Raw genomic sequence first — 23,610 nt, 5'->3', positions numbered from 1 at the left:
CTTAAGATCATGGTAAACTTGAGCTAATGCATTGTAAAGTTGGAGTAGGAGAGTGGAAAATGTCTTCAGAAAGTCTAGATGAGCGAAATTTAGTCGAAGATTTAAATGTAAAAGAGGATCAAAATTTAAGTGAAGCACATATTAAGCGTGTCACGGAAATGGTCAATGAATACAAAGGGAACATTGAAGAGCATTTGAACCATGAGCAAGAGAAAAGTACCACCTGGGCAGGACGACTCGCAGATAATATTGCTTCCTTTGGCGGCAGCTGGCCTTTTATTATTATTTTTATTTCTTTTTTATTGATTTGGATGGCTTGGAACGTGCTTAATTTCACCGTGCATTTTGATAATTCACCATTCATTCTCTTAAACCTGATTCTCTCCTGTTTGGCTGCATTACAGGCTCCCGTAATTCTAATGAGTCAGAATAGGCAAGCAGCGAGGGATAAGCAAGAAGCTATTATGGATTTCGCTATCAACTATAAAGCCGAAAGAGAGAACTTAGAAATTCAAAGGTTACTAGAAAAAATGGATGCCCGGTTGAGTCAGATTGAACATAGGCTGCAACCCTAATTAACATTAGTTAGCTGGAGACGAGAAGATTACTTTTCGTCTCTTTTTTTTGCGGAATTATTAATAAACTAGAGTATTTAAATATTAAGTTTTAGAAAAGCTAAATCACACCTTTTGAGCTAATCATCATTTTGCTGGTTAGTGAACACTTATAATAGAAGAAAGAGATAGTTATTAACCCAATGTAAAGGGGAAAGTTTGAATTCTGAAAGCATCCGTTGGGGTGGCAGTACTACCACGCTAGCAAAATTTAGTGGTATTTATGGTTCATAGCGCTATAGGTCCATCGGGTAATTCGTAACTTAGCATTAAAATGGACTAGAGAATACCCGGAAAATAAACTCGTTTTATGTGACTTATTTACTTGACTTTTATGAAAAAACGTAATTCAAGTACTTTTTATCCCGACTATTTAAAATTTAAAGGTAAAATATCCATATTTATCCTGTTAAATATTGTAAATGATCCTATTACCCCCCTCCAAAAGGTACAAAAAACGCTTACATTGTAAAAGGCCCTATAAAAGTTAGGTCAAAAGGGAATCAAATCTAGAACCTAGGTTTGATACTTTTTTTTTTCGGGGCAGTCTACAATTAGTTATGAAAACAAATATGAAAGCAAAATAATGGGAAAAACAGGAGGGGAAATGGAGAAGCCGATACTTAATAAAACCATGATAGACTATTTGCAATTCATCAGGAACAAGCTATGGCTCGTTATTGTGTTTGTCTTAATTTCTTGCATATCCACTTTCTGCGCCTACAAAGCATTGGTAACACCGATGTACACCGCATCTAGTGAGTTGGTTATCAACAGTATAACCAAATCGGACGAGGGTCAGATCTACAGCGATGTGACAATGAATCTTAACCTAGTCGAAACGTACAAGGAAATTCTCAAATCAGACAACATCATGAATGCGATGGTTGCAGCACATCCAGAGTTTAAAATGAGTGCTTCTGATTTGAAGCAAAAGCTCAAGGTAAGCTCAACGGATAAAACGCAGGTAATTAAATTGGTCGTAGAGGATTCAAGCTACGCCAAAGCGGCAAATGAAGTAAACGCCGTAGTCGAACAGTTTAATGAGTTGATTCCCACTCTAATGGAACTGGATAATGTGAAAGTCCTCAATCAAGCGGATGCTTCGCTTCATCCAGGTGCAATTAATGCGAGTGTGAAAATGAATGTAGTAATCAGCTTTTTTGTTTCCCTCATGATCGCACTGGGTACCTTGTTATTCTTAGAGAATATCAATCAAACCTTGCGCACAGAGAAGGAAGTGGAGTATTACATAGGACTCCCAGTCATTACATCCATAGCTACAATCAAAAAACAAGATCTTGAGTTTAACAAGAATAAATTGAGCAAAGTAGGTGATCAGACACATGTTACCGTTAAGTAATGTGCTCATATCCAAGCTGAACCCAGCTTCGCCGATTACAGAATCTTTTCGCTTATTGCGCACCTTTTTGAAGAATGGCCGTCCGAAGCAAGCTGAGAAGGGCAGTATCATCTTAGTCAGCTCAGCGGGCAAGCAAGAAGGGAAAACAACCGTTTTAACTAACATGGCGGTTTCCCTTGCACAAGATGGCAATCGAGTATTAATGATTGATTGCCACCTAAGAAGTCCATCGATTAATCAGGTTTTTCAGCTGCCTAATCAAAAAGGACTAACTAATTATTTGCGATCTGGCAATGACTTTGAAAAGTATATAGTTCCTGTAGGTGTGCAGAATTTATTCTTGCTGCCTGCAGGAGAAGCTACAGACAATCCATCCGAGCTATTGAGCTCTAGAGTAATGATTAAGCTTTTGGAGGACCTGAAGCTTGAGTATGACATGATTTTATTGGATTCACCCGCAGTATTAAGCTTTACAGATGCACAAGTTTTAGTCAGTCATTGTGATGGCGCTACCCTGGTTGTTAAATACGGAAAATCTAATCGAAATGCAGTGAGTAAGGCTCGTGCTTTACTAGAATCAGCTGGCGGTAAGGTGCTTGGTGTTGTAATCAATCAAACAGAGTGGAGGCGGAAAGAATGAAAAAGGTAACTAAAGCAATTATCCCTGCAGCAGGAATGGGTACACGATTTCTTCCAGCCACAAAAGCAATGCCTAAGGAAATGCTGCCGATTATTAATAAACCGACGATACAATATATCGTCGAGGAAGCCATTGAGTCGGGGATTAAAGACATTATTATTGTCACTGGTAAAGGTAAACGCGCCATTGAGGATCATTTTGACAGTGCCTTTGAGCTCGAAACTAGATTACTTGAAGCAGGAAAGCTTGAGATTCTAAGAGAGGTTCAGCAATCCTCGAAGGTCGAGCTTCACTTTATTCGCCAAAAAGAACCTTTGGGTCTTGGTCATGCCGTTTGGTGTGCTAGACGGTTTATCGGTAATGAACCTTTTGCCGTATTGCTAGGTGATGATATTGTCACTGGCGAGGTACCTTGTACTCTTCAATTAATTGAACAGTACAATCGTACTCAGAAATCAGTAATTGGCATTCAAGAGGTCCTGGAAAAAGTTACACATCGTTACGGAATTATAGATCCCGGTTTGAATTGGGACAGACTGTATGAAGTAGCTAAATTTGTGGAAAAGCCGCCGCAAGGCTTAGCACCCTCCAATCTCGCTATCATGGGCAGATACATATTTTCACCGAAAATTTTTGAATACCTGGAGCTTCACGAGAAAGGGGCAGGCGGCGAAATTCAATTAACAGATGCAATTCAGAAATTGAATGAAAGCGAGGGAGTATTCGCATTTAACTTCAAGGGCAAGCGGTATGACGTAGGAGAACGATTAGGCTTTATTCTAACTACCTTAGAGTTTGCCTTACAGAATGAAGAGCTTCATTACCCGCTAATGGATGCCATGGTCGAAATGTTAAGTGTAACTCCAATTAAAACTTTGATTGGATGATAACTTTAAATCGGATTACGCTTACGAAGAAATTTTTCTTGCGAAAAATCTAAGGAGGAATCAGTATGAGCTTGCAAAATCTAAAAGAAGAATACGATTATGTCATTTCCGGTAGGGTGTATTATCCGCATTTTAAGAAGAGCCGCGAGAAATCAAATGCGTTTCATATTGTCAAAAGGTCGATGGACATCACAGCTTCATTGTTTGCAATGATTTTCTTTATTCCTCTCTTTCTGTTAATAGGGCTGGGCATTAAACTGGAGGACTCTCAAGGGAAAGTTTTCTTCAGACAGCAAAGAGTGGGTAAAGACGGTAAAATTTTCTATATGTATAAATTCCGCTCTATGGTGGCGAATGCCGAGAAGCTTAAACAAGAGCTGCTGGCGCAGAATGAAGTAAGCGGTGCGATGTTTAAGATGAAAAATGATCCTCGAGTAACTAAGCTTGGCCGCATCTTACGCAAAACAAGCATGGATGAGCTGCCGCAATTATGGAATGTTTTCATTGGGGAAATGAGCTTGGTAGGACCCCGTCCACCTTTAAAAAGTGAGGTTGAAGAATACACCTCCTATGACAAGCTTCGCTTGACCGTTACACCAGGTTGCACAGGGCTTTGGCAGGTCAGCGGACGCAGCAACATCGGTTTCAAAGAAATGGTTGAATTGGATTTAAAATATATCCAGAATCGTTCGGTTTGGAATGATTGCCTTATCCTTGTAAAAACAGTTCGTGTTCTACTGGGATCTAAGGACGCCTTTTAAGGAGATGGATGGAATGTTGTCCGACGGAAAAGAACCGCAACTATCGATCATTATATGCACACATAATCGTGCGGATTTATTGCGAAAGACGCTGGATTCGCTTCTTCATTTAGATGACATAGAGCTTGTCGAAATCATCATTGTGGATAATCACAGTCATGATCATACCGAAGCTGTGATTGAACATTATTTACTCCAAAATGAAGACAAGCTTGCTGTCTATTCTTTATATGAGAGCACCTTAGGCTTGTCAGCTGCGAGGAATGCAGGGATACAAGCCGCTAGTGCGGCAATAGTCGCGTTTTTGGATGATGATGCAATTCCAGCTAAGCTGTGGATCCGAACCATTTTACATACCTTTCGTCAAAAGCCTGAAGTTATGGCAATGGGAGGACGAATTGCACCGCATTTTGAAACAAGCAGACCTCATTGGCTGATTAAGCCATTTGAGCTTCCGCTAACGATTGTTGATCTAGGAGCTCAAATTCGCGAATACCCAGCAAAGCTTCACCCCTGTGGAGCGAATATGGCTTTAAGGAAATCCGTATTCGAAGATACATTGTTCCCGTTAGACCTAGGACGCAAAGGTAATATCCTACTTTCCGGGGAGGAATCTTGGGTTTTCCAGAATCTGAGCAAAGCTGGACATGTGATTCTCTATCATCCTCAAATGAGCGTAGAGCATTTCATTCCAGCCAACCGCTTAACTCGCGAGTGGATGACTCAAAGGTACTTTTATCAAGGCATTTCCAATGGCCGTGCAAGTAAAGGCTGGTTGGATAAGCTAAAGCTAGTTGGCACACTTTCAGCTAAAATGCTTTATATTCTGCTAAATGCCATGCTTGCACGGAGTGAAGGCAGTAAATTACTAATCAAATGTCGGTTGGAGAGCATTCGAGGCTCTCTAACAACATTAAATGTTCGAAAATAAAGGTTTTATAGTGGGTGAGGAGTTAAATGGCGCTTTTACAATATAGGCTCAAGCGATATCCGCTCACATCGATTTTTCTTTATATCTGTACGGCATTAATCGTTGGGGTATCTGTAATTTACCAGCCCATTCTCAGTATTGCAGCTGTTTGCAGCTTAATTATCGGGGCAATCGCGGTTCGGAATCCAGATTGGATCAGTTATGGTGTCCTGCTCACGACTGCAATTTCGATTAATTATTTAATCACTGGAACGCTATTCGGAATTGAGATTCTTTCCTTATACAAGCTATGTATTCTGTTATTGCTTGTCCCAAGTATGCTGGTCAATGGCATCCGCTTTAAATTCGGTTATCCGATTGCAGCATTGCTAGTTATGGTATTTATCACTTTTTGCTTTTCAAATTGGCTGCCTTTATTCAGTGGTTCTCTTGCGATCAAAGCCTTTATCGGTCTATCACTTCCTTTTTTCTTTCTCATGATTCAATGGAAAGAAGGGGTAGCTAAGCGGCATATTTACTTGATTTGTCTACTGCCTATGGTAAGTATTGTTGTCGGATTTATGCTCCAAGCGGTTCATCTATATTCCTTTCTTGATGTGGAGTTCACGGGCGCGGTGCGCGTTCAGGGCGCCAATATCCCCCCGCATTTAGCGATGCTTGCCTGTTTGGGAGTAGCAATTCCATTGATCGAGCTGAAGCGCTCACCTGGTAAAGCCATCTATTGGTATGGCTTGATTGGAATCAATTTTATGATTCTAGTCGCAACGGGTACAAGAGGACCCATTCTATCCTTGCTCTTCATTGTCGGTTACTTCATTTACAATATGATCAAACAATTTCTTCAAGGCAAGGCGATGCTGATTATCCCGCTCTTGGGACTCGTATTATTCATCAGCGCAACCGTCTATGTTCAGCTGGATAATCTGGAGAAGCGATCCTTCGATCGTGCAACCGAATCGGGCATTGATTTATCAGGAAGAACGGAAGCTTGGACCTATTTTTTAGAACGGGTAGAGGATTACCCATGGTCGGGAAGGGGGCTCGGTTCTGTGACGATTGCTAACGACGGCAGCCTTTATAAAGGATTCGTAGTTCCGCACAACGAGTATATACGCTTTTACTTTGATACAGGTTATATCGGCTGTGGGCTGCTTTTTATTTCTTTAATTCTTGTATTTATACGGATTAATCGAGTCCTTGCTAAATCTATTAAGCCCTATTATGCAGCATTTATCTTAATGTTCCTGGTCTATTCTTTCTCAGATAATACTTTATCTACAGTGCAATTTATCATACCGTTTTGCTGGTATCTTAATTGTCTTTACCTGGTTTCCAAATCATCAGATCGCCTACAAACGGCATTTGTACAAAAAGAAGTGATGTTATGAGCAGGGTGAGGATGTTTAACGTTGATTTCGATAATTATGACTTCTTGGATTTGCTGGATTACATTGATCAAGCTATTTCTTATCAGAAGCAATCTTATATTCTGACCTGCAATGTAGATCATTTAATGAAGCTGCGCAAGGATCAGGAATTCCGCAAGGTTTATTCACAGGCGGGTGCTGTAGTAGCAGATGGCATGCCTCTTGTCTGGGCATCCAAGCTATTGAGTAAACCGCTTAAGCAAAAGGTTTCAGGTGCAGATTTGTTTAAGCTGTTAGGAAAATCCTTCGAGGAACGCGAATATCGTTTGTTTTTTCTAGGATCAGCCAAAGGGATTCCAGAGAAAGCAATTAAGAAGCTGAAGGTGCTTTATCCAAAGCTTAATATTGTCGGATGTTATTCCCCTTCTATGGGCTTCGAGCACAATGACGCAGAAAATAAATTTATTGTGGATATGCTGATTGATGCCAAACCCGATATTGTTTTTGTTGGTGTGGGAGCACCTAAGCAAGAAAAATGGATTCATAAGCATTACATCTCTTACAAAGCACCCGTTTCAATCGGGGTAGGAGCGACCTTTGATTTTATTGCCGGATCTGTCAAACGAGCACCACGCATTATGCAGACTACCGGATTTGAATGGTTTTGGCGACTGGCTCATGAACCGAAAAGACTTTGGAAGCGATATTTGGTAGAGGATTCGATGTTCTTGGTTCTATTAGCTAAAGAGCTGTTATTACAGAAAAGGATGAAAGGGAGGGAGGGCGAATGAAAACTGTTCGCTGGATACAGGGATATTCCTTTACCGATGTTATGCGAACCTATTGGTTCATTATTCCCTGTCTCTTGCTAACTTCGTTGTTTATTGGACTGGTCAGCGCCAAGATGAATTATACGATCAGTCCACAAATTGCTTTACTTACTTTGGTCGTGTTTCCTGCTTTTATTCTGGCTTTTCTGCATTCGACTTATCTTATTCCTTATAATTTATTGGTTTGGGCTGTGGCACCGGAAATTAGACGGGTAGCCGATTGGATTGAAGGAGTTTATCATCCCGTTTCCTTGCTAAGTTTAGCTCCCTTAATCTCTAGTGCCACCGTCATTATACCTGCGATTTTTTATATTCATCGAATGAATCGTCCCATCACTCAAGTCATTTGTTATTTTGCAATTGCCTTAGCTTATGGCAGTATGATCGGGTTAATGAAGAATGGGATTAGTACGGTTTATGATCTTGCAAATTATTTAATCCCTATGTTACTTATTCCTTATTGCACCGTTGCGGCTTTTAAGATGAAGGATATGGATCAAATGCTGCGCAATTTTTCCAACATATCCGTTTTAGTTGCCATATATGGGCTGATTCAATACATGGTAGTGCCTCCTTGGGATGCCTTTTGGATGAATCATGTAGAGATGATTTCGATCGGTAATCCATTACCTTTGCAAATTCGCGTATTCTCCACTATGAATTCACCTGGGCCAACCGCACAATTTTTCGCATTTTCCTTGGTGCCCATGATATTCGTACGCAAGTGGCGAGGCGCTTTAAATTGGTTGGGTGTTGTGCTAGTCATCATTTGTTTACTGACAACATTAGTTCGATCTGCTTGGTTAATTTTAATAGTAATGATTCTGAGCTTTGTTCTAACCTCAGCTTCATCGATGAAATGGAGACTGCTTTTCCAGCTTGCTGCTCTTGCTGCAGTGTTGTATATAGCTGTGCCGCATCTTCCAGGAGCGGAAGGATTAGTTATGAGGATGCAAACTCTTTCGGATATTTCCGAGGATCATTCTTATAATGAACGTTTGGATTTATTCCACACTATGCTGCCGATGGTTTTACATTCACCGCTTGGTTCAGGAATCGGTAGCTTGGGTCAAGCGACAAAGCTGGATAATGGCGGTGCCTTAGGGGAATTTGGCGTAATGGATAATGGATTTATTGCGATATTTTTCACTTTTGGGATTGTCGGCGGGATCTTATATTTTAGAGCTTTGTGGCTTTTGGCCAAAATAATTATTAAACGTGTTAGAGAGGATAGCATCTGGAATCTATACACGCGACTTTCCTTATCCGCATTTGCCGGAGCGATTGCGAGTTTGTCTACTGATAATGGATTTCCGGGATTGCGAGGGTTTCTTATCTGGTTCCTAGTGGGACTTGGATTTGGCGCAAAAGAACTGATTGATAATCGAAAGGAGGTGACTTCACATGCAGCAGCTATTGATGAAAATAAAACTACCGTCAATTAAATCGGCAACCACCACGGCAACTCTTTTAACATTTGGGTTCAGCATTCTAGTTCTAGTCATTAATATGCTGACAGGTGTTCTAACTGCCAGATATCTAGGTCCAACCGGACGTGGTGAGCAGACAGCGATGGTTATCTGGTCGCAGTTTCTAGCATTTAGTATGGCTTTTGGGATTCCGTCAGCCTTGATCTTCAATATCAAGAAGTTTACGGCCAATGCCGCGCAGCTTTACGTCACTTCCTTGCGGATGGGAGTCGCCTTTGGTTTGCTTGCCATGGGTATTGGTATAGTACTCCTTCCGATTTGGTTAAAGTCATTCAGCGATCCAGTTATTCTTTTCGCTCAATGCTCCATGGTGCTTTGTCCTTTCTTCGTTATTTCACAAATCAATAATGCTGCAATGCAGGTTCGAGGGGAATACAAGCAATACAATAAGCAGCGTTATCTAGCCCCGCTCTGCACATTAACGGGATTAGCAATCCTTATTGTAACGGGAACAATGAATGCCTATACTTCGGCGTTGGCTTATTTAATACCCTCTATCCCGTTCATTACAGCGACAACGATAAGATTGCTCAGGGCTTATAAGCCCATTGAGAAAATAAAAGGCTGGTCATCTTTTCGGAAATTAATCTCTTACGGAATGGGCTCTTACGGAAATGACTTAATGGGCAATGTTTCTTATTATGTCGATCAGATTATTATTGCCGGAATGCTAAATGCGAAGCACTTGGGACTCTATGCTGTAGCGGTTAGTTTATCACGAATGGTGAATATTTTCTCAACATCGATCATTGCCGTATTATTCCCGAAAGCTTCAGGTTTAGAGAAGGAACAAGCAGTTGTCCTTACATTCCGAGTATTTCGAATAAGCACCTTTGTTGCGCTTCTCGCATCAGGCTGCTTAATGGTTGTCGCTCCATTTGTCTTTCATGTCTTGTATGGACCGGATTTTAAAGAAGCGCTTGGAGTTTTCAGATTGCTGCTTTTGGAGGTTTCCATTGGAGGTGGGACTATGGTGCTAGCTCAGGTTTTCATGGCCATGGGCAAACCGAAAATTGTTACTTTATTGCAAGCTTTGGGATTGCTCTTAGTGATTCCGTTATTGATGGTATTGGTTCCTAAATTTGGACTTATTGGAGCAGGAGCGGCGATGCTTTCATCTGTCTTGCTGCGCTTCTGCTTCATTCTGCTTAATGTCCGCTTTATTCTTAGGATGAAAATCCCACCTTTAGTTGTGACAATGGACGACCTTAGATGGTTGAAGTCAATGCTGGATAGGAAAAGGGGGGCACCTATATGAAAACGCGAAAGAATGAAACTATAGATCAGCGGATATCCGTGGTCATTATCGCTCAAGATGATGAAACGCGAATATCCAATGCGATTAAATCCTGCCAAATCTTCGCTGATGAAATTGTGGTGATAGATGGAGGGAGCAAGGATGCCAGCATGCAGGTTTCAGCTCAGCTGGGCTGTGAGGTCTACGCCAATCCATGGCCAGGTTATGCCAAGCAGCGAATATTTGGAGTGGAGCATGCTTCGTATGATTGGATTTTCTTCATTGATACAGATGAAGTGGTGAGCAAAGAGCTTGCTGCCGAGATTCTCCAGAAAAAAGCACAATTGAAGGACGGGAACACCGCATATTCGGTTTATCGGATTGGGGATTTCCTCGGACGTTGGTTGGATCGCGGAGAGCATCTAGTCCGTTTATATAACCGAAAATACCATGCCATTAAAGACTTATTGGTGCATGAGGCGATAGATGTAGAAAGTGAGCAGATTGTAAAAATGAAAGGTGTTTTGTGGCATTACGGATTCCGCAGTATCCACGATCACATTCAACGATTTAATAAATACACCGATTTGGAAGCCCAAACGGCATATATCCATTCCAAGCCTTTTCGAATCTCTGCCTTGCTGTTTCTGCCACCTGCTCGCTTTTTACAGAAATATATCCTTCATGGGCTTTACAAAAAAGGAGTTGCCGGGTTCGCCGTTTCGATGTTCTGGGTGATGTACGAGTACCAGGTTTGCTTTAAGCATTATGAGCTTTCACATATGCAGAAGCAGGCAAAACGCACTGCCGAGAAAAATGCCAAAGGAGGAGAAACCTATGTCGCACAATAGCTTGAACATTCTGACTACTGGACTTAGCTGGCCATCTTTACAGGCTGGGGGATTGAATACTTATTTCAGCTCCATTAGCAAGAAGCTTGCGGAACGCAATCAAGTTCAAGCACTAATCTGCAGCGCGACTAAGCCGGATGTTCCTAATAGTAAATTGGTTATTCTCAATATCGGCAATAACGAAATGGCGCTCCAAAAACGGAAGCAGGTATTTCAGGAGCATGCCGATCAAATTATGAACCAACAAAAGATTGATATTTTATTTACACACTTTGCGCCTTATGGTGTAGGCCCTGCCCAGGAAGCGAAAAGTAGAGGCATTCCTGTTGTTATGGTGTTTCATGGACCTTGGAGCGAGGAAATTAAGCTGGAGGGTCAAGGCTTAAGACATAAGCTAAAGACGTTGATAGCACGAAATATTGAGCAAAAAGCTTATAGGCTTGCGGATCATTTTGTAGTACTTAGTGAAGCGTTTCGTGACATACTTCATCAGAAATATGGGGTGCCTATGAGCAAAATATCGATTATTCCCGGAGCTGCAGACACACAACGCTTTCAACCATTTGAAGTTTTTAAGGATCGAGTTGCTCTAAAAAGATCCCTGGACATACCTGAGGATCACACGATTGTGTTGACAGTGCGACGATTGGTTAATCGCATGGGTTTGCTGCAGCTACTGGATGCTTGGAAGGAAGTTATTCAAATTCATCCCAAATCCATTTTATTAATTGGCGGAAGAGGGCCTTTACTGGACGAGCTTAATGAAAGAATTAAGCTGCATGGCTTAGTGGATAAAGTGAAATTGCTGGGCTTTATTGCAGACGGCGATTTGCCTAAGTATTATCAAGCGGCAGACTTGTTCGTTGTTCCTACACAAAACCTCGAGGGATTTGGGCTAATTACCGTAGAAGCGATGGCTTCCGGATTGCCTGTTATGGCAACTCCAGTCGGTGGTAACCGTGAAATCCTCCAAGCCTTTCGTCCGAAAATGCTATTCGACAGTCCGAGAAGCGAGGATATGGCAAAAGGTCTAATTCGGTTAATGGGTCAAAAAGAGCAATGGCCAACTGCAGAGGAATGTAGAAGCCATGTTATGGAGAAATACACTTGGGAACAGGTAGTTAAGCAGGTTGAAGCTGTATTGCAGCAAGCTGTGATGAATAAGGAGGTTCGACCATGATACGGATCGCATTTCTTGATCATACTGCGAAATGGAGCGGCGGCGAGGTCGCACTCTACAATATTCTAACCAATTTAAATGATGATATTACCCCACTAGTCATTCTTGCCGAAGAGGGGGAGCTAGCTGATCGACTTCGAGTACATGGTGTTGATGTTCGAGTCATCCCACTGTCTGAAAAAGTTAGACATCGCAATCGTAATGCTCTCAATTGGGGAAGCATTGCTGCTGGTCTTTCGATGTTCACCTACGGGAGAAAGCTTGCCCGTTTGCTGAAGCAGGAGCATGTTGTTTGCATACATACCAACTCACTGAAATCAGCCTTATATGGAGCAGTAGCTGCTAAATTTTCCGGGATACCAGTTATCTGGCACATTCGAGATCACATCAATCCGCCTTATATGAAGCCAATAGTCGCTAAAGCAGTTAAGCTGCTTTCACGCTTTGTACCTAATGGAGTGATTGCCAATTCTGAATCTACGCTGCATGCCTTGAGTTTACCGGAGAAGAAGAAAACACTGGTTGTTTATTCCGCCTTTGCCAAAGAAATTGGGCGCAAAGAATCCTTGAAAAAGGATAAGGATGAATTTATTATCCTGCTGGTTGGACGGCTTGCCCATTGGAAAGGGCAGCACATTCTACTCGAGGCTGCGAAATCCTTCCTGCCTAATAAGAATGTGAAGTTCTGGCTTGCAGGTGATGCGCTTTTTGGAGAAGACGAATACAAAAAAACACTCCAGCAGCAAATCAAATCGAATGGTTTATCTAACGTTTCGATGTTAGGCCATGTGAATAATGTGCTTGAGCTGATGCATCAGGTGGATCTGCTTGTTCATACCTCCATTACACCTGAGCCTTTTGGTCAAGTTATCGTAGAAGGTATGGCAGTTGGTTTGCCTGTTATCGCCTCGAATGAAGGCGGCCCTGTTGAAATTGTTGTTCATAACAAAACAGGATTATTGATTACACCAAGAGATCCTGAGCTGCTGAGACATTCTATACAATGGATGCTCGATCACCCAGATGAACGCAAACTAATGAGCGAAAATGCCTTGAAACGTGTCGAGTCTGATTTCACAATTGACCGCACCATTAAGAAAATCACGACTTACTATAAGCGGGTCATTGTGAAAGCTTGATGTGAATTTCGAGGTAATAATTAGTATGAACATTTTTGTAAATTTGTTCAGAACCCTTTCATTGGTAACTTCTTGGGGTAGATAACCCCAAGTAATAGAAATCAAATACTTAACAAGCTAGTTTTGCTGAAGTGAAAATTAAGCAAATGCTTACGAAGAAAGTTTGCCAAGGCAAACTCTAAGGAGGTTTCCATGAAAATTGCGATTGCACATGATTACTTGATCCAAATGGGTGGAGCGGAGCGAGTTGTCGAGGTGCTGCATCACTTGTATCCGGAAGCCCCTATTTATACAACCGTTATTAATAAAAGCCGGTTGCTTGAGAATCTCAAGGATGCCGAAATTCATACGACGTGGCTGCAAAAAATACCAGGCGTGCAAAAGAATTTTAAATCGATGCTGCCGTTATACCCGCTTGCCATCCGTGATTTTAATTTTGAAGACTTTGATATTGTATTAAGCTCCAGCAGCGCATTTATGAAAAGCATTCAAGTACCTAAAAGCACTTTTCATCTCTGCTATTGCCATACTCCAATGCGGTTTGCTTGGGATTATGATACTTATATGGAGGGTCAATCGAAGTCGAACATAATGAAAAGCATGCTCAAAATGTATATGCAAAAGCTGAAAACCTGGGATAAGCGCACCTCCCAGAATGTCAATCAATTCATTGCCAATTCATCTGTGGTCAAGAAGCGAATCCAGAACTATTATCAACGGGATTCAGATATCATTTATCCACCTATCAATACAACACGTTTTACGAGCTCAACGCAAATTGGTGATTTTTATCTAGTTGTCTCCCGATTGGTTGCTTATAAGCGCATTGATCTAGCAGTCGAAACCTTTAATAAGAATGGGCTGCCGCTCTATATCGTGGGTGAGGGAACAGACAAGAAACGACTGATAGGAATGGCTAAAAGCAATATTCATTTTCTTGGTAGATTGCCTGATGAAGAAGTTACGGGATTGATGTCACAATGTCGAGCATTGCTTTTTCCTGGTGAAGAGGATTTTGGAATTACACCATTAGAAGCGAATGCTGCAGGTAGACCAGTTATTGCCTATGAAGCGGGGGGAGCTTTAGATACGATAGTGCCGAGAGTGAACGGAGTTTTTTTTCAAAAGCATGAAGTGGACAGCTTGCAGGGGGCGATTGAAGAAATTGAAAGTCACCCATGGAACGTCCAAGATATTATCGCTCATGCCCAAAAGTTTGATGAAGAGAACTTTAAAGTGAACTTTAAAGAATACGTGAAGCAATCCTATGCCAAATTCTTAGCCAATCGAGGGGAGTCATTATGATGAAATTAGCAGTGATCGGAACAGGTTATGTGGGTCTTGTCTCAGGCGTTTGTTTTGCAGAAAAAGGTAATCATGTCATATGCGTAGATTCCGATGTAGATAAAATCAATCGCTTGAACCAATATGAATCACCTATCTATGAGCCTAAAATCGAAGCGTTTATAGAACGTAATTTGAAAGCAGAACGGCTTGAGTTTACCACGGATATGAGTGATGCCATCCGACGTTCAGATATTGTTATTCTTGCTGTTGGTACACCTTCCATGGATAACGGGGCAGCTGATTTGAGCTATATCAAGGCAGCGGTCAAAGAAATTGCTGCAGCGATGGATGGCTACAAAATCATTCTTACCAAAAGCACTGTGCCCGTTGGAACCAATGAAATGCTGGCTAAGCTAGTTGCTTCCTTAACCGATCATCCTTTTGATTTTGTTTCAGCTCCTGAGTTTTTACGTGAAGGTACAGCAATTGATGATACTTTGCATCCGGATCGAATTGTCATTGGCCTAGATAAAAATGAGCTCGCAGCGACAATGATTGCCTTGCATCTTAGCTTCTCCGAACAGATTTTCATTACAGATATCCGCAGTGCTGAAATGATTAAATATGCATCCAACGCTTTTCTAGCTACCAAAATATCTTTTATCAACGAGATCGCAAATATTTGTGAAAAAGTCGGTGCAGATGTCATGGAGGTTTCCAAAGGCATGGGCTTGGATCGCCGAATTGGCAGCTCATTTCTCCAAGCAGGAATTGGTTATGGCGGCTCTTGCTTTCCTAAGGATACTAAAGCACTCATCCAAATTGCCGGCAATGTGAACTATGAATTTAAGCTGCTGCAATCTGTTGTTGAAGTCAACAAGGGACAAAGGTTTCAAATTATCTCCAAGCTTAGAGAGTCGCTTCATCAGCTAAAAGGAGCTACTATCGGGATTTGGGGGCTGTCCTTTAAACCTAATACGGATGATATTCGTGATGCGCCTTCACTTGAGATTATCGAGCTCTTGGTTCGTGAAGGAGCCAAATTAAAACTATATGACCCGATTGCCATGGATAAGTTCAAGAAGGTATTGGATCACCCATCGATTAAATGGTGTAAAGATGCTTATGCGGCTGCTGAGGGCTGCGATGCGGTTTGTTTATTAACAGACTGGAGTGAGTTTAGTCAAATCAATCTACCGAGAATGGCTGCAACCATGCAGAATCGAATTCTGATTGATGGCCGTAATGTTTTTAGCAAGGATCAGATCGAAAGCTCAGGCTTGGAATATTATTCAATCGGCAGACCCTTAATCAATCAATATCCACCTAAAACCGCAAATGTGATGTAGGAGAAAATTTTTCTAACAAAACTCGGATTATGTTTACGATGTCAGTTTTGTCAAAACAAAACTCTAGGAGGTAAAATAACATGAAATTAGTTCTTCTATCCGGCGGTTCAGGCAAGCGATTATGGCCACTATCCAATGATTCCAGATCTAAGCAGTTTCTCAAGGTACTTGAAAATCCAGAGGGTGAGCTTGAGTCCATGGTACAGCGGGTTTGGCGGCAGCTAGCGGCAGTGGATTTAACGGATTCAACTTACTTAGCGACTAATAGATCTCAAGTTGAAATGATTCATAACCAGCTTGATGCGGATGTCCCTGTTATTGTAGAACCAGAAAGAAGAGATACCTTTCCGGCCATTGCTTTGGCAGCTAGCTACTTATATTCGATGGATAGTGTGAGTTTAGATACAGTTGTTGCTATTTTGCCAGTAGATTCTTATGTGGATGAGGTGTACTTTCAAACGGTTCAGCAGCTGGAGCAAGTTTTGCATGAAACCAATGCGAACATCGCGTTGATTGGTGTTGTACCCAATTATCCTGCTGAAAAATATGGTTATATCGTACCCAATGGACCTGAGTTTAGTGTAGCGGGCAAAAGTGAAACTAAATATTTGGAAGTAAGCCATTTTCGCGAAAAACCAAATAAGGAGCAAGCAGAGCTATTAATTCAGAAAAATTCTTTGTGGAATTGCGGTGTATTTGCATTTAGGCTGCAGTATCTCATTGATTTCATGATTGCCAAAGGCTTGCCGATTCATTACGAAGAGCTGTGCAAGCAATATAAGCTGCTGACCAAAATTAGCTTCGATTATGAGGTTGTTGAAAAAGCAGATAATGTTGTAGTTGTGCCGTATGATGGAATTTGGAAGGATTTAGGTACTTGGAATACGTTGACTGAGGAAATGCGTAATCATCAGATGGGGAGTGGGATTGTTACAGAAGATTGTGACAATACCCACCTGATTAATGAGCTGGATATTCCAGTTACGGTCATTGGTGCAACCAATTTAGTGATTGTTGCCAGCCCGGATGGAATTCTTGTTTCTCATAAAGCAGAAAGCCCGCGGATCAAAGAGGTTTTGAATCATATTGATTCGAGACCGATGTATGAAGAGCGTCGCTGGGGACATTATCGTGTGATTGATTATATGAAATATATCGAAGGCAACGAAGTGCTTACTAAGCGGATATTTATCCATGCAGGGAAGAATATCAGCTATCATTATCACAATAAACGCAGCGAGATTTGGACGATGATCAATGGTGAGGCTACTGTCATTATCAACGAGAAATCTTACCAGGTTAGAGCGGGAGATGTCGTGCGAATTCCAGAAGGCACTAAGCATAGCATATTCGCAGATTCGGATGTGGAGTTTATTGAAGTACAATCGGGCATGGAATTGGTCGAAGAGGATGTCGTGCGGATTTGTCTGGAATGGAAGCAAATCGCTTTACATCAATTCATAGGCTAGGGGGAAGTTATATGCCTGAACGCTACCAGCAATTGGATGCATTGCGGGGACTTGCAGCTCTGACTGTGGTCTTGCAGCATTTTCTGAGTGTGCTGCCAAGCATGGATGCACATTCGGATAATGCTTGGGTGAATCTGTGGAAGTATTCGCCGCTGCATATAACATGGGCTGGATACGAAGCAGTAATCTTCTTCTTCATTCTCAGCGGCTTCGTGCTTTCGTTGCCTTTTTATGGAGACCGCAATACACAGTATTCTTCTTATGCTTTCAAAAGAATCTGTCGGATTTATCTGCCTTATGTTGTAGCCATTCTCATAGCTATGCTAGTTAGTATGAGCTTCTCCAAAGGAGATTTTGCCGGAGCCAGTGACTGGTTCAATGGACTGTTTAAGGATGATTTCACTTGGAAATCGATGTTTCAGCATATGTTCCTCATTGGTATTTTTGACTTTAAAGCTTTTAATCCAGTGGTATGGTCACTCATTCATGAAATGAGAATATCATTGATTTTTCCGTTTATCATGTTCTTTGTGGTAAATCGTTTGAATTGGAAAATAACATTGTCTGTAGCTGTAATATTGTCTGTTATTGGTTCCGTGTTAAATTCCAAATTCTCTACACCAGCTACAGTAACCATTCATTATTTCATAACGATTCATTATATAGCGATGTTTATCGTCGGAGCTTTGCTGGCTAAACACAGATATTCTTGGATCCACTGGTTTAAAAATGTTCAGAAAAGCTTGCGTGTAACAGGTTTGTTAATTGGAGTACTAGCTTATACCTACAGCTATTGGTTTTTCCCGGGGATATCCTTCATTCATTTAAGATTGATTGACAATTGGGTCATTAGCTTAGGTGCCGTGTTGTTCATCATGTTTTCGTTAACATCGCAAACCGTAAGCCAGCTTTTAGCAAAAAGCGCACTGCTTTTCGTTGGAAAAACCTCGTACAGTATCTATCTCTACCACTTAATTGTGCTTTATGTATTCATGCAATTTTTCAACGATAATTTACCGCTTTGGGTTATATACATTCTTACACTTGTAGTAACCTTTGTATTATCCAAATTTGCTTATTCCCATATTGAGCTGCCCTCAGTTGCGATAGGTAAATGGGGAGCGAAATATATCAAGCGTGGAGAGAAGAGTAATAAAGCACCTTCAGCTCAAACTACTACTTGAAAATAAAATAAAGAATAACGAGCCAAAGTGGGATTGTGATTAGGATGCCCCAAAGGCATCCCTTTGGTAGCTTTTGCTTGTTTATATTGTTGCTCATGAGTATCCCCCGTTAGTAAATCTGATCTCTATTTTACCGTGATTATAGCATAATTGAGCGCGGCTTAGTAGATTTGAATTTTAGTAGAAAGGAAGGATTGCCTATGCTTAGTGTTAGGATATCAATTCCTTTCAGACTTCACTTTTATAGCATTATAGTCTTACTAGTGCTTATTCTCAGTTTACTATCATCGGTTTTTCCGACCCATGTTACTAATTCGCAGCTTTCCGAAACACCGATAACCCCTGTGAATCCAGCAGCTTCAGAAAGCAGCAAGAATCTGTTGGCTTATTTATACAGTCTTTCTGGCAAAATGACGATTAGCGGTCAACACGATTATTTAGAGAGTCCGGACGAATGGAGTCACGTGGTTAAGACCATTACGGATACTTACTCTGGGATTCATGGCTATGAGCTGGGAGCAACACTCAATCAGAGTGATAAGCTCATCTCTTCTCAACGATCGGCAGTTGTGGATAGTGCCATTCAATGGTACAAAGCGGGGGGGATTGTGACGATCGCCTATCATGCTAGCCTTCCAGGAACTTGTGCATGCTGGTCAAACGTGCAAAAAACAATCAGTCAAAAAGATTTTGATAAAATAATTACCCCAGGGACAACTCAATATAAGCAATTAATCGAAGATCTGGATAAAGCAGCCGTTTATCTGAAGCAGCTTCGGGATACAGGGGTTCCAGTTTTGTGGAGACCCTATCATGAAATGAACGGCAATTGGTTTTGGTGGGGTAAGAAAAATAATTACGCATCACTGTGGAATATTATGTATGAACGTTTCGTTGGTTATCATAAATTGAATAATTTACTCTGGGTATGGAGTCCGAATGCCCCCAATGCATCAGCTGATAAATATGAGCTAACTTATCCAGGCTCTGACAAAGTGGATATTCTTGCTGCAGATGTGTATGGCAGTACGAGCGACGTCAAGTATTATACCGATTTATTAAAATTAGCTAATGGTAAGCCAATTGCCATAGGCGAAAATGGCCAACTGCCAAATCCGGCTATATTTAAAAAAGATCAAAAGAAATGGGTCTACGTGATGACCTGGGGGAAGCTGCTGACCGAGGACAATACACCAGCAACTATTCGTTCCTTCTATAATAGTGATGTGATTCTTACTAGGGATGAGCTGAATATCGACCCTATGAATGGAATATTGCCTAACACTATCCCATCAATCGAGAGTTTGCCATGAGAGCTCCCACGATCTTCAAAACTCTCGGTTTATTAATGCTGCTTGTATTCTTGATTGTAGGCTGTAGTGCTATGAAATCTGGAATGAAAAAGCAGCAGGGAGCTGGATCACAGTCATCGCTTAATTCACCTACGCAAACAGCAGCGCTACAGGTTAAGTCAGAGGAATGGCAGACTCCAACGAAGGATTGGGAGCTTTGGAGGCTGGGGCAAGCTGATGGAGAAGCTCAAAAATCGGTGTCTACGGGAATTGCAGCTCAGAATATTCTGGATGCAGGGATGAACGCAGCTCAAAACGCTGATCTTAATCTGCAATACACATTAAAGAAAATCCCGGCGAATGGGGTTTTATTTCATGTGAAAATCAATAATGCCAGCAAAGCGATTCCACAAATGGCTGTGTTCTCTAATCAGCAATTATCGGGAATTATTCAAATCGCAGGAGTAGAGGGTGCAGATGCATCATCCGCTTTTCATAAAACCTATGAGCTTTATATTCCTAAAGAAATGCTGAAATTAGGTGCAAACGAGTTAAAGCTGCAAGCGATTCGCTGCCTTTACTGTTCAGCTAGTGAAAGTAAGTATCTCTGGTGGACTTGGGATGAGCTTGGTATGACGGTATTGAATGCGCCAGCCCAAGAACCGATCCATGGCAGTTATATTCAAACGGGAACTAATGTTAATAATAATCAATATTATTATGACGATGCTGCAGTAATGCATCTTCCTTATGTAATGAAATGGTTGGGTATTGCTTATAGCGGGAATATCATGCGAACAGGCTGTGCGAGTAATATTGGAAAGTCTTGTGAAGCGATTGATTCCTATTATGAGACGTTAAAGGATTACAATATGCAGGCTGTATCCTTTCATTTATTTACAGGTAATGTCAAGCTTAAAGCCGACGGTTCACTTTCTGATGTGGCTCAGCAAACTTTAAAAAGCTACCTTGAAGAATATGGTTCTTCCTTTCAGTATTACGAAGTTGATAACGAACCAGGTCTTTTCAATCGTTCGAAAGCTGTAGATTTAGCTGTTGCAGAGTGGTTGAATAAAAATCGGGCTAAATATGCGCCTTCCTTAAAAATAGTTGCACCTGGCTGGTCATATTCATCGACCTATGCTGCTAAAAGCTGTAAAAATCAAATTGAAGGCGAGTCTCTAAAATGCGGCGATCCAGATGGTTGGGAGCGTGACCCCAAACAGCGTATGGAGCTGGAATACATAACTGACCTCACCAATGGGCATTCCTATGGTGATTCCTACTCCGATTCACAAGGCGGCAGCTTGGTGGAGAACATCAAATCGTTTAGTGGAGCGGCCGATGGCTTGCCAAAGCCAATGTTGAATACGGAATTTGGTACCTCGGACACACATAAGGATAAAGCGATTTATGGAGCTTCGCAGAAGTACTCAGCCATTTTTGATCGAATTTTCCGTGCTCATGTAGGTTTTGCCGATATGTTCGTCCAGCATGCTGCATTTTTCCCGGATTTTTCGTTATTTAAAACAGGCTATAATCTTGAAAATCACAATCCAGCTAAGACGGAAATTTACTATAATCAGCCTGATACAGACTCCCGTGTTGGAGTAATGCGCAGACTGAATTTGGCATATGCCACTCATGGAAAACCGCTGGCCTACCAGCTGGATAATAAGGCTGATTTAGCGGATAAGCTGGTTTATTTTCGAGCTGTTGATACTTCTAAGCTCCAGCCTTTACCTGTAACAAACGCAGTTTCTAATAAAATTTTGTTGAATTTCGTTAATTTTGATACGACTACACAGGTAATGGATGTTAAGGTTACCATGCCTAAAGCAGCGACCTATGAAGGAGAAAGGTTCGGTAAGGGAGACACCTACGAAGCAGCGCGAAGCTATGTGACTGGATTAAAAGCATCACCAGAAATAAACATAAAAGAAACTTTAGCTCCAGGAGAGTCTGTGCAATATATTTTACAATTATCTGAAGGTACAGTAGTTAAGCCTCCAAGCTGGGTATCCGCCTCTCCTGGGAAAAAGCAATCCATACAATTGAATTGGTTGGAGTCTGAAGGTGCTCACGGCTACAATATTAAACGAGGCTTGAGTCCAAATGGACCTTTTGAAGCTATCGCGGAGAATATTTCAACCACATCATACCTAGATAATAAAACGGAGTACAATACCCATTATTATTACGTGATCCAAGCTGTAGGTGCTGAGGGAGTTTCGGCTATTGCCGAGATAACCACCTCGGATCTCAAGCCTTTAGATCGCACCAATTGGCAAATGAGCTCAAACACGGTAGGCACTAATTACAAGGGGGCCATTGACGACAACAAACATACACGTTGGGATACAGGGGCACATCAGGTACCTGATCAATATTTTCAAATTGATTTGGGGATTGCTAAGCCTATTGAACGAATTACTATGGACTCCGCAGATTCGTTGTACGATTTTCCAAAAAGCTATGAAGTGTTTACCTCAGAGGATGACATTCATTGGACTGGGCCAATGGCGGCTGGAGAAGGAACTAGATTGGTAACTGTTGTCTCGTTTCCGCCTAAGCTAGCAAGGTATGTCAAGATCATTCAAAAAGGGTATGCTGGGAAGTTCTGGTCCATTCATGATTTGCAAATCTATGCAAAAGCCTATGAATAGTTTGTTATTAAGGAGGCTTAATTTATATGCTTAAAGAAAATAAAAGAGAGCATTGGATTGATATTGCCAAGGGAATTGGTATTATGCTTGTAGTAGCTGGCCATGAAGGGAATCCGTTCACTTACCATTATTTTTTCTGGTTCCATATGCCGCTATTTTTCCTATTAAGTGGTTATTTATTTAAGCAAATAGCATCTAAGTCAGAGCTGAAAGCTTTGATTTATAAACGAGCAAAACAGTTATTAATCCCCTATTTTATGTTTTTTTTATTAATAGCAAGCTTGAAATTTTTCTTTACTTTACCACACAATAAAACGGGGGCAGTTTTATTCATCAAAGACATTTTTCGAAGTCTCTATGGTGGAAGAGCGCTTTTTGACTATTACGCAGTGTTCTGGTTTATTACCTGTTTGTTCTTAACACAAATTGTTTTTGCAATTATTTGTTTGTTTCTGAAGTCAAACACTGCACGAATATCCATCATTAGTCTTGCCTTTATCTTAGCTCACATTGAAATTTTCTTTAAATTAACCAAGTATCCGATTCCTTGGGCTGCTGATATTGTTTTAATTACATTAGCTTATTATGGAATTGGCTATTATCTACGCCAAATAATATCAACTTACAAAAGTTTAAAATTCTCCCTACCAATCGTTTTAACTTCTATTGTAATTGTAATATTAGCTATTTTTCATAAGCTTCCTTTTAATCTGGATTTAAAGCAGCAGGTGTATACCAATTTAGCACTTGATCTAATAATTCCAATTGTTTTAGCAATTGCAATTTGTTATTTGAGTCAATTGTTGAGTATGACATTGCTGAAAAAACCATTAGCAAATTTAGGAAAACATTCCCTTACCATTATGTATCTACACATGCCACTGAACATTCTGCTTAAAATGTATTTCCCTGCGTATGGATTGATTATTTTTGTCTTAGCTGGACTACTTATTCCCTTGATATTTTCTGTTTTGATTGAAAAATCACAGTTACTTAGATTTTTATTCCATGGTCACTCTGTAAACGTGAAAAAATCCCCACTTTTAGAGATTTATACCCATTAATTGCTAAAA

Annotated in this window: 20 protein-coding genes; all 20 read left to right on the top strand. The window is 41.0% G+C overall.

Going from position 1 to position 23,610, the window contains the following annotated elements; translation table 11 throughout:
- Positions 1-59 precede the first annotated feature (59 nt).
- The 20 genes from EHS13_RS21365 (at position 60) to EHS13_RS21270 (ending at position 23,601) form a co-directional block, all read left to right on the top strand.
- Positions 60-575 carry a DUF1003 domain-containing protein gene (locus tag EHS13_RS21365; protein WP_193571438.1) on the top strand — a complete coding sequence of 172 codons (516 nt, stop codon included), beginning with the start codon at positions 60-62 and terminating at the stop codon, positions 573-575.
- 646 nt (positions 576-1,221) lie between these two features.
- Positions 1,222-1,977, top strand: a complete 756-nt coding sequence (locus EHS13_RS21360) for a YveK family protein (RefSeq protein WP_155702334.1) — start codon at positions 1,222-1,224, stop codon at positions 1,975-1,977.
- The gene (locus tag EHS13_RS21355) at positions 1,961-2,617 is read left to right on the top strand and encodes a CpsD/CapB family tyrosine-protein kinase (RefSeq protein WP_155702333.1); all 657 of its coding nucleotides are present in this window, start codon (positions 1,961-1,963) and stop codon (positions 2,615-2,617) included. The genes EHS13_RS21360 and EHS13_RS21355 overlap by 17 nt, the downstream gene beginning before the upstream one ends.
- A complete protein-coding gene (galU, locus tag EHS13_RS21350; protein ID WP_155702332.1) occupies positions 2,614-3,504 on the top strand; it encodes a UTP--glucose-1-phosphate uridylyltransferase GalU in 891 nt (296 codons plus the stop codon). Before EHS13_RS21355 ends, galU begins: the two co-directional genes overlap by 4 nt.
- A gap of 65 nt (positions 3,505-3,569) precedes the next feature.
- The gene (locus EHS13_RS21345; RefSeq protein ID WP_155702331.1) at positions 3,570-4,265 is read left to right on the top strand and encodes a sugar transferase; all 696 of its coding nucleotides are present in this window, start codon (positions 3,570-3,572) and stop codon (positions 4,263-4,265) included.
- Between the two features lie 13 nt (positions 4,266-4,278).
- Positions 4,279-5,196: a glycosyltransferase gene (locus EHS13_RS21340; RefSeq protein WP_155702330.1), complete on the top strand. Its 918-nt coding sequence runs from the start codon at positions 4,279-4,281 to the stop codon at positions 5,194-5,196.
- A 26-nt stretch (positions 5,197-5,222) separates the two neighbouring features.
- Entirely contained in the window at positions 5,223-6,584 is a 1,362-nt protein-coding gene (locus EHS13_RS21335) for an O-antigen ligase family protein (RefSeq protein WP_155702329.1), read from the top strand.
- Positions 6,581-7,354 (top strand): WecB/TagA/CpsF family glycosyltransferase, encoded by a 774-nt coding sequence (locus EHS13_RS21330; RefSeq protein WP_155702328.1) that lies wholly within the window; start codon positions 6,581-6,583, stop codon positions 7,352-7,354. The genes EHS13_RS21335 and EHS13_RS21330 overlap by 4 nt, the downstream gene beginning before the upstream one ends.
- Positions 7,351-8,838, top strand: coding sequence for an O-antigen ligase family protein (locus tag EHS13_RS21325; RefSeq protein ID WP_155702327.1), 1,488 nt, complete (start codon positions 7,351-7,353; stop codon positions 8,836-8,838). The genes EHS13_RS21330 and EHS13_RS21325 overlap by 4 nt, the downstream gene beginning before the upstream one ends.
- The gene (locus EHS13_RS21320) at positions 8,798-10,141 is read left to right on the top strand and encodes a lipopolysaccharide biosynthesis protein (protein WP_155702326.1); all 1,344 of its coding nucleotides are present in this window, start codon (positions 8,798-8,800) and stop codon (positions 10,139-10,141) included. Before EHS13_RS21325 ends, EHS13_RS21320 begins: the two co-directional genes overlap by 41 nt.
- Positions 10,138-10,971: a glycosyltransferase family 2 protein gene (locus EHS13_RS21315; protein ID WP_155702325.1), complete on the top strand. Its 834-nt coding sequence runs from the start codon at positions 10,138-10,140 to the stop codon at positions 10,969-10,971. Before EHS13_RS21320 ends, EHS13_RS21315 begins: the two co-directional genes overlap by 4 nt.
- Positions 10,958-12,151 (top strand): glycosyltransferase family 4 protein, encoded by a 1,194-nt coding sequence (locus EHS13_RS21310; RefSeq protein WP_155702324.1) that lies wholly within the window; start codon positions 10,958-10,960, stop codon positions 12,149-12,151. Before EHS13_RS21315 ends, EHS13_RS21310 begins: the two co-directional genes overlap by 14 nt.
- Positions 12,148-13,290, top strand: coding sequence for a glycosyltransferase family 4 protein (locus EHS13_RS21305; RefSeq protein ID WP_155702323.1), 1,143 nt, complete (start codon positions 12,148-12,150; stop codon positions 13,288-13,290). Before EHS13_RS21310 ends, EHS13_RS21305 begins: the two co-directional genes overlap by 4 nt.
- A gap of 192 nt (positions 13,291-13,482) precedes the next feature.
- Positions 13,483-14,595, top strand: a complete 1,113-nt coding sequence (locus EHS13_RS21300; RefSeq protein WP_155702322.1) for a glycosyltransferase — start codon at positions 13,483-13,485, stop codon at positions 14,593-14,595.
- Positions 14,595-15,926, top strand: coding sequence for a UDP-glucose dehydrogenase family protein (locus tag EHS13_RS21295; protein ID WP_155705461.1), 1,332 nt, complete (start codon positions 14,595-14,597; stop codon positions 15,924-15,926). The genes EHS13_RS21300 and EHS13_RS21295 overlap by 1 nt, the downstream gene beginning before the upstream one ends.
- Positions 15,927-16,006: 80 nt before the next feature.
- Positions 16,007-17,395, top strand: a complete 1,389-nt coding sequence (locus EHS13_RS21290) for a sugar phosphate nucleotidyltransferase (RefSeq protein ID WP_155702321.1) — start codon at positions 16,007-16,009, stop codon at positions 17,393-17,395.
- 11 nt (positions 17,396-17,406) lie between these two features.
- The gene (locus tag EHS13_RS21285) at positions 17,407-18,579 is read left to right on the top strand and encodes an acyltransferase family protein (RefSeq protein WP_162463190.1); all 1,173 of its coding nucleotides are present in this window, start codon (positions 17,407-17,409) and stop codon (positions 18,577-18,579) included.
- A gap of 200 nt (positions 18,580-18,779) precedes the next feature.
- A complete protein-coding gene (locus tag EHS13_RS21280) occupies positions 18,780-19,892 on the top strand; it encodes a glycosyl hydrolase (protein ID WP_155702319.1) in 1,113 nt (370 codons plus the stop codon).
- A gap of 83 nt (positions 19,893-19,975) precedes the next feature.
- Positions 19,976-22,537 carry a discoidin domain-containing protein gene (locus EHS13_RS21275; RefSeq protein ID WP_227013463.1) on the top strand — a complete coding sequence of 854 codons (2,562 nt, stop codon included), beginning with the start codon at positions 19,976-19,978 and terminating at the stop codon, positions 22,535-22,537.
- Between the two features lie 26 nt (positions 22,538-22,563).
- Positions 22,564-23,601: an acyltransferase family protein gene (locus EHS13_RS21270; protein WP_155702317.1), complete on the top strand. Its 1,038-nt coding sequence runs from the start codon at positions 22,564-22,566 to the stop codon at positions 23,599-23,601.
- Positions 23,602-23,610 lie beyond the last annotated feature (9 nt).

Source organism: Paenibacillus psychroresistens, assembly GCF_009728935.1.
GTDB classification, from domain to species: domain Bacteria; phylum Bacillota; class Bacilli; order Paenibacillales; family NBRC-103111; genus Paenibacillus_AC; species Paenibacillus_AC psychroresistens.
Note: the sequence above shows the minus strand (reverse complement) of the source record. Positions and strands in the feature narration are given on the sequence as shown.

Excerpts from the sequence above, each read along its gene's own strand:
- galU (WP_155702332.1), top strand. The coding sequence starts at position 2,614 with ATGAAAAAGGTAACTAAAGCAATTATCCCTGCAGCAGGAATGGGTACA.
- EHS13_RS21320 (WP_155702326.1), top strand. The coding sequence starts at position 8,798 with ATGCAGCAGCTATTGATGAAAATAAAACTACCGTCAATTAAATCGGCA.
- EHS13_RS21365 (WP_193571438.1), top strand. The coding sequence starts at position 60 with ATGTCTTCAGAAAGTCTAGATGAGCGAAATTTAGTCGAAGATTTAAAT.
- EHS13_RS21340 (WP_155702330.1), top strand. The coding sequence starts at position 4,279 with ATGTTGTCCGACGGAAAAGAACCGCAACTATCGATCATTATATGCACA.
- EHS13_RS21325 (WP_155702327.1), top strand. The coding sequence starts at position 7,351 with ATGAAAACTGTTCGCTGGATACAGGGATATTCCTTTACCGATGTTATG.
- EHS13_RS21285 (WP_162463190.1), top strand. The coding sequence starts at position 17,407 with ATGCCTGAACGCTACCAGCAATTGGATGCATTGCGGGGACTTGCAGCT.
- EHS13_RS21310 (WP_155702324.1), top strand. The coding sequence starts at position 10,958 with ATGTCGCACAATAGCTTGAACATTCTGACTACTGGACTTAGCTGGCCA.
- EHS13_RS21290 (WP_155702321.1), top strand. The coding sequence starts at position 16,007 with ATGAAATTAGTTCTTCTATCCGGCGGTTCAGGCAAGCGATTATGGCCA.
- EHS13_RS21335 (WP_155702329.1), top strand. The coding sequence starts at position 5,223 with ATGGCGCTTTTACAATATAGGCTCAAGCGATATCCGCTCACATCGATT.
- EHS13_RS21295 (WP_155705461.1), top strand. The coding sequence starts at position 14,595 with ATGAAATTAGCAGTGATCGGAACAGGTTATGTGGGTCTTGTCTCAGGC.
- EHS13_RS21275 (WP_227013463.1), top strand. The coding sequence starts at position 19,976 with ATGAAAAAGCAGCAGGGAGCTGGATCACAGTCATCGCTTAATTCACCT.
- EHS13_RS21270 (WP_155702317.1), top strand. The coding sequence starts at position 22,564 with ATGCTTAAAGAAAATAAAAGAGAGCATTGGATTGATATTGCCAAGGGA.
- EHS13_RS21305 (WP_155702323.1), top strand. The coding sequence starts at position 12,148 with ATGATACGGATCGCATTTCTTGATCATACTGCGAAATGGAGCGGCGGC.
- EHS13_RS21355 (WP_155702333.1), top strand. The coding sequence starts at position 1,961 with ATGTTACCGTTAAGTAATGTGCTCATATCCAAGCTGAACCCAGCTTCG.
- EHS13_RS21280 (WP_155702319.1), top strand. The coding sequence starts at position 18,780 with ATGCTTAGTGTTAGGATATCAATTCCTTTCAGACTTCACTTTTATAGC.
- EHS13_RS21330 (WP_155702328.1), top strand. The coding sequence starts at position 6,581 with ATGAGCAGGGTGAGGATGTTTAACGTTGATTTCGATAATTATGACTTC.
- EHS13_RS21360 (WP_155702334.1), top strand. The coding sequence starts at position 1,222 with ATGGAGAAGCCGATACTTAATAAAACCATGATAGACTATTTGCAATTC.
- EHS13_RS21300 (WP_155702322.1), top strand. The coding sequence starts at position 13,483 with ATGAAAATTGCGATTGCACATGATTACTTGATCCAAATGGGTGGAGCG.
- EHS13_RS21345 (WP_155702331.1), top strand. The coding sequence starts at position 3,570 with ATGAGCTTGCAAAATCTAAAAGAAGAATACGATTATGTCATTTCCGGT.
- EHS13_RS21315 (WP_155702325.1), top strand. The coding sequence starts at position 10,138 with ATGAAAACGCGAAAGAATGAAACTATAGATCAGCGGATATCCGTGGTC.